Source organism: Nonomuraea aridisoli, assembly GCF_003236395.1.
Lineage (GTDB): Bacteria > Actinomycetota > Actinomycetes > Streptosporangiales > Streptosporangiaceae > Nonomuraea > Nonomuraea aridisoli.
This window is the reverse complement of the sequence record NZ_POUD01000469.1, coordinates 1-3,642: the sequence shown is the minus strand read 5'-3', so window position 1 is coordinate 3,642 and position 3,642 is coordinate 1. Positions and strand designations below refer to the sequence as shown.

At 68.9% G+C, this 3,642-nt stretch carries 6 protein-coding genes and 1 riboswitch; of the genes, 3 read left to right on the top strand and 3 right to left on the bottom strand.

Features of this window, described 5'->3' with window-relative positions; translation table 11 throughout:
• Positions 1-65: 65 nt before the first annotated feature.
• A complete protein-coding gene (locus C1J01_RS53385; RefSeq protein WP_268958820.1) occupies positions 66-191 on the bottom strand; it encodes a hypothetical protein in 126 nt (41 codons plus the stop codon).
• A 287-nt stretch (positions 192-478) separates the two neighbouring features.
• Between C1J01_RS53385 and C1J01_RS46915 the strand changes: the two genes are divergently transcribed.
• The 3 genes from C1J01_RS46915 (at position 479) to C1J01_RS46905 (ending at position 2,658) form a co-directional block, all read left to right on the top strand.
• Entirely contained in the window at positions 479-679 is a 201-nt protein-coding gene (locus C1J01_RS46915) for a DUF5302 domain-containing protein (protein ID WP_146616010.1), read from the top strand.
• 161 nt (positions 680-840) lie between these two features.
• Positions 841-976, top strand: a riboswitch (cyclic di-AMP (ydaO/yuaA leader).
• 187 nt (positions 977-1,163) lie between these two features.
• Positions 1,164-1,772: a hypothetical protein gene (locus C1J01_RS53615; protein ID WP_111185499.1), complete on the top strand. Its 609-nt coding sequence runs from the start codon at positions 1,164-1,166 to the stop codon at positions 1,770-1,772.
• 40 nt (positions 1,773-1,812) lie between these two features.
• Complete coding sequence (locus C1J01_RS46905) at positions 1,813-2,658, top strand: alpha/beta fold hydrolase (protein ID WP_220040468.1); 846 nt, start codon at positions 1,813-1,815, stop codon at positions 2,656-2,658.
• A 45-nt stretch (positions 2,659-2,703) separates the two neighbouring features.
• Here C1J01_RS46905 and C1J01_RS46900 read toward each other — a convergent pair whose 3' ends face one another.
• Together C1J01_RS46900 and C1J01_RS46895 are read right to left on the bottom strand one after the other, a co-directional pair.
• Positions 2,704-3,075 (bottom strand): hypothetical protein, encoded by a 372-nt coding sequence (locus C1J01_RS46900; protein ID WP_111185497.1) that lies wholly within the window; start codon positions 3,073-3,075, stop codon positions 2,704-2,706.
• 39 nt (positions 3,076-3,114) lie between these two features.
• Entirely contained in the window at positions 3,115-3,489 is a 375-nt protein-coding gene (locus C1J01_RS46895) for a roadblock/LC7 domain-containing protein (protein ID WP_111185495.1), read from the bottom strand.
• Between the last annotated feature and the right edge of the window lie 153 nt (positions 3,490-3,642).

Here is a 3,642-nt window from a genome sequence, read left to right as displayed (position 1 = left end):
CGCCCTCCCACCCCGCGGCCTTCGACATGAAGCGGCCGGGCCCGCCGGCCCGGCCGCTCGATCTGTCAGTAGTAGTAGCCGTAGTGGGCGCGGTCGTGGCGGCGACGGCGACGGTAGCGGAACCAGTCGCGCTCACGGCGCCGGCGACGGCGTCTTCGAGGAGGAGGAAGGGCGAAAAGCTCGGCGTACATGACGCCTCCTCTCAATCTCGCACTCGCACTTCTGTCCATCCTTGGCACCCCGCCGGGGGGCGTCCAGGTGAGCCGTCCCGATCTGGACGAGGCGATGCGGGCCGCATTCCCGCACGTGACCGGGCCCGTGCTACGACACCCTCACGTGGAACGTCTGATTGCTAGGTCTTTGCGCAATATGCCCGTTTGATGGCGATCGCAGCGACACCCTCGTCCGGGAGGCCGGTTTCGCGCCGTACGCGATGCCATGCGAAGCTGTGAGTGTCCCCAACACCTTGGAGGTCCTCATGGCGGAGACACCGGAGCAGGAAGTCAGCGAAACTTCCGAGGACGAGATGAAGCGCAAGTTCCGCGAGGCGCTGGAGCGCAAGCGCAGCCAGAACGCGAGCGGCGGCGCAGGTGGCAGGGGCGGCGACCCGTCGAAGATCCATGGGGCGCACGGTCCGGCTGCGAGTAAAAGATCGTTCAGGCGCAAGAGCGGCGGCTGAGGCCTGAATTCACCGGGGGTGCGGCGAGTCCGCGCCCCCTTTCCTTTTGTCCTATTAGGTAGATCTTCTTCCGATTCGTGACGATTCGTTTGCCTGTGTCGTGATCAATGGTTAAAGTCTTACGCACTACCAGCCGGTGACCTTGTCCTTACAAAAGGGACGACCGGCTGGCGCCGAATCCCGGACGTTCCGGGAACCGGGGACCCACCATCTGGGGTGAATCCGGCCGCCGTGCCGGTAGGGCATCTCCACGTCCGAACCCGTCAGCTAACCCGGTAGGCGTGATGGAGAGGACACACCATTTCATGCATCACCACGTCGTACCCCCAGACCACGTAGTGACGGCCGACCGCTGAGCGGTCCCCTTCCCCAGGCTCGAACCTTGCGCTCCGCGCGGCATCCCCACATCAGGCGTTCTGCCCTGCTGCGCGCTTCCCGATGAAGCGCAATTCCCCCGTCTCCTCGTGAAGGGCTTTACCTTTTCATGACTGCTCGATCCGGCATGCGCTCTTTCGCCCTGCTCTCCGCCACCGGCCTCTGCGCCGCCCTGACCTTCTCGGGCACGGCCGCCCACGCCGACACGGACGACGCCCCCGAGAAGATCCTGCTCAAGGGCTCCACCACCGCGTCGTACTTCTGGGACGACGCCTCGGGCCGCGCCGGCGACACCGGCCTGCCCGCCAGCGGCAAGCCCATGCAGAAGGGCATGGCCGCCAGCCCCAGCTGGCCGCTGATGACCGAGGGCTACGTGATCTACAAGGGCAAGAAGATGCCGTTCTTCGTCGGTGACCGCGGTCCCGGCGAGCCCTCCAGCCGCGGCATCATGCTGGACCTCGACGGCAAGACCTTCGCCGAGCTGACCGGCGGCCGGTTCAACCCGAACACGCTGTACGTCAACGGCAACGGCGGCCTCGGCCACATCGAGGTCGACTACGTCATCACCAAGTGGGGCCCCGGCCTGGGCAAGAAGAACCATCCGGTGCCGTTCTCCACCCGCGCCTGGGCCGAGCGCGACAACAACCCGGCCAAGCCGCCGAAGCCCGAGCCCACGGCGACCGCGACCCCTGCCGCCACCCCCGCGGCGACGGACTGACGGCTTTACGCGCGCGCACCAGAATGTCATTCTGGTGCGCGTGACGACCCGCGTAACCGCCAACGGCATCGACATCGCCTATGAGAGCTTCGGCTCTCCCGACGGCCGGCCCCTGCTCCTCATCATGGGACTCGGCGCGCAGCTCATCCAATGGGACGAAGAGCTCTGCCGGCTCCTGGTCGAGCAGGGACACCACGTCGTCCGGTTCGACAACCGCGACGCCGGTCTGTCCACGCACCTCCACGACGCGGGCGTCCCCGCCCGAGGCGAGCCCGCGCCGTACCTGCTGGACGACATGGCCGACGACGCCGCCGGGCTCATGGACGCCCTCGGCTGGTCCGCCGCCCACGTGGTGGGCGCCTCGATGGGCGGCATGATCGCCCAGACGCTCGCCATCCGCCACCCGGAGCGGGTGCTGAGCCTCACCTCGATCATGTCCACGCCGGGCCCCGGCGTCGCCCCGCCCACGGAGGCCGCGATGGGGGCGCTGCTGTCCCGGCCGCCGTCCGACCGCGACGGCGTGATGGACCAGGCGGTGGTGACCTGGTCGGTCATCGGGTCGCCCGGCTACGAGCTGGACCGGGAGCTGATCAGGGCGCGGGCCGGCCTCGCCTACGACCGCTGCTTCGACCCGGCGGGCACCGCCCGGCAGCTGGCCGCCATCAACGCCTCGGGCGACCGTACCGAGGCGCTGGCGGCGGTGCGGGTGCCCGCGCTGGTGCTGCACGGCGAGGAGGACCCGCTCATCCCGGTGGCCGGCGGGCGCGCCACGGCGGCGGCCGTTCCCGGCTCCCGGCTGGTGACGTATCCGGGGATGGGCCACGACCTGCCCCGGGCGTTGTGGCCGGACATCGTCGCCGAGATCACCAAACTCACCAAGGGATGATCCACCGGGTGGCCCGTCCGCCTGCGGGCGGGCCACCCTCCCTCCTCAGACCTCCAGCTTCTCCTCGATGCTCCGCAGTTGGTGGCGGGCCATCGCCAGGTTGGCGCGGTTGCGGTCGAGGGCCAGGTACAGGAAGAGCCCCTTGCCGCCGCGCCCCGAGATGGGGCGGATGATGTGGTACTGGCCGCCCAGCGTGATGAGGATGTCCTCGATGGCCTCCTTGAGGCCCAGCGAGTCCATCGTGCGGAGTTTGGCCTTGACCACCTCGGTGTTGCCCGCGGCGGCGATCTGCAGGTCGAGGTCCTTGGACCCGCCCAGGGTGCCGAGCGCCATGCCGCTGCCGTAGTCGACGATCGCGGCGCCGAGCGAGCCGTCGACCTGCATCATCTCCTTGAGGGAGACGTCCATGCTTGCCATGCTCTTCCTCGCTTTCTCCGGGTTTCGGCCGGAAAGGGGTCAGTTCTTGCGTTTCGCGACGGCGGCCAGCGCGGCAGCCGTCTTCCTGCCCTCCAATCGCAGCAGGCCGACGTTCGTGCCGGGCCTGGCGAGAACCGTGAGGACGATGGTGGGGCCGGCGGCGTAGAACGCCACGAAACCGGCCGTGCCGGCGATGATCGTCTCCTCGAACGACCCCCGGCTCGTCATGGCCAGCATCCGCCGGCTCATCGCGATCAGCGCCGCCGACAGCGCCGCCGCCTTCTCGCCCGTCTCCTCGTCGAGGTCGCAGGCGATCTGGAGGCCGTCCACGGTGCAGGCGACACTCCCGGTCACGTCAGGTGTGCGCTCACGCAGGAGCGCCATCTCCTCCAGAACCTCTTGTCGTTGCTCCACTCGTGGCCTCCTCCTGAGTGAGGGGAACCTCACGACAGCTCCTCGAGCGCCTTCTTCAGCCGCATCAGCAGCGCCAGATCGGTCGGATCGCCCGTCACCGGCGGACCCATGGACAGGGCCGGCGCCGCTTCGGGGTCGTGCGGGGGACGGGCG

Coding starts and splice junctions, on each gene's coding strand:
- C1J01_RS46900 (WP_111185497.1), bottom strand. CDS start 3,075: ATGGCAAGCATGGACGTCTCCCTCAAGGAGATGATGCAGGTCGACGGC.
- C1J01_RS53385 (WP_268958820.1), bottom strand. CDS start 191: ATGTACGCCGAGCTTTTCGCCCTTCCTCCTCCTCGAAGACGCCGTCGC.
- C1J01_RS46915 (WP_146616010.1), top strand. CDS start 479: ATGGCGGAGACACCGGAGCAGGAAGTCAGCGAAACTTCCGAGGACGAG.
- C1J01_RS53615 (WP_111185499.1), top strand. CDS start 1,164: ATGACTGCTCGATCCGGCATGCGCTCTTTCGCCCTGCTCTCCGCCACC.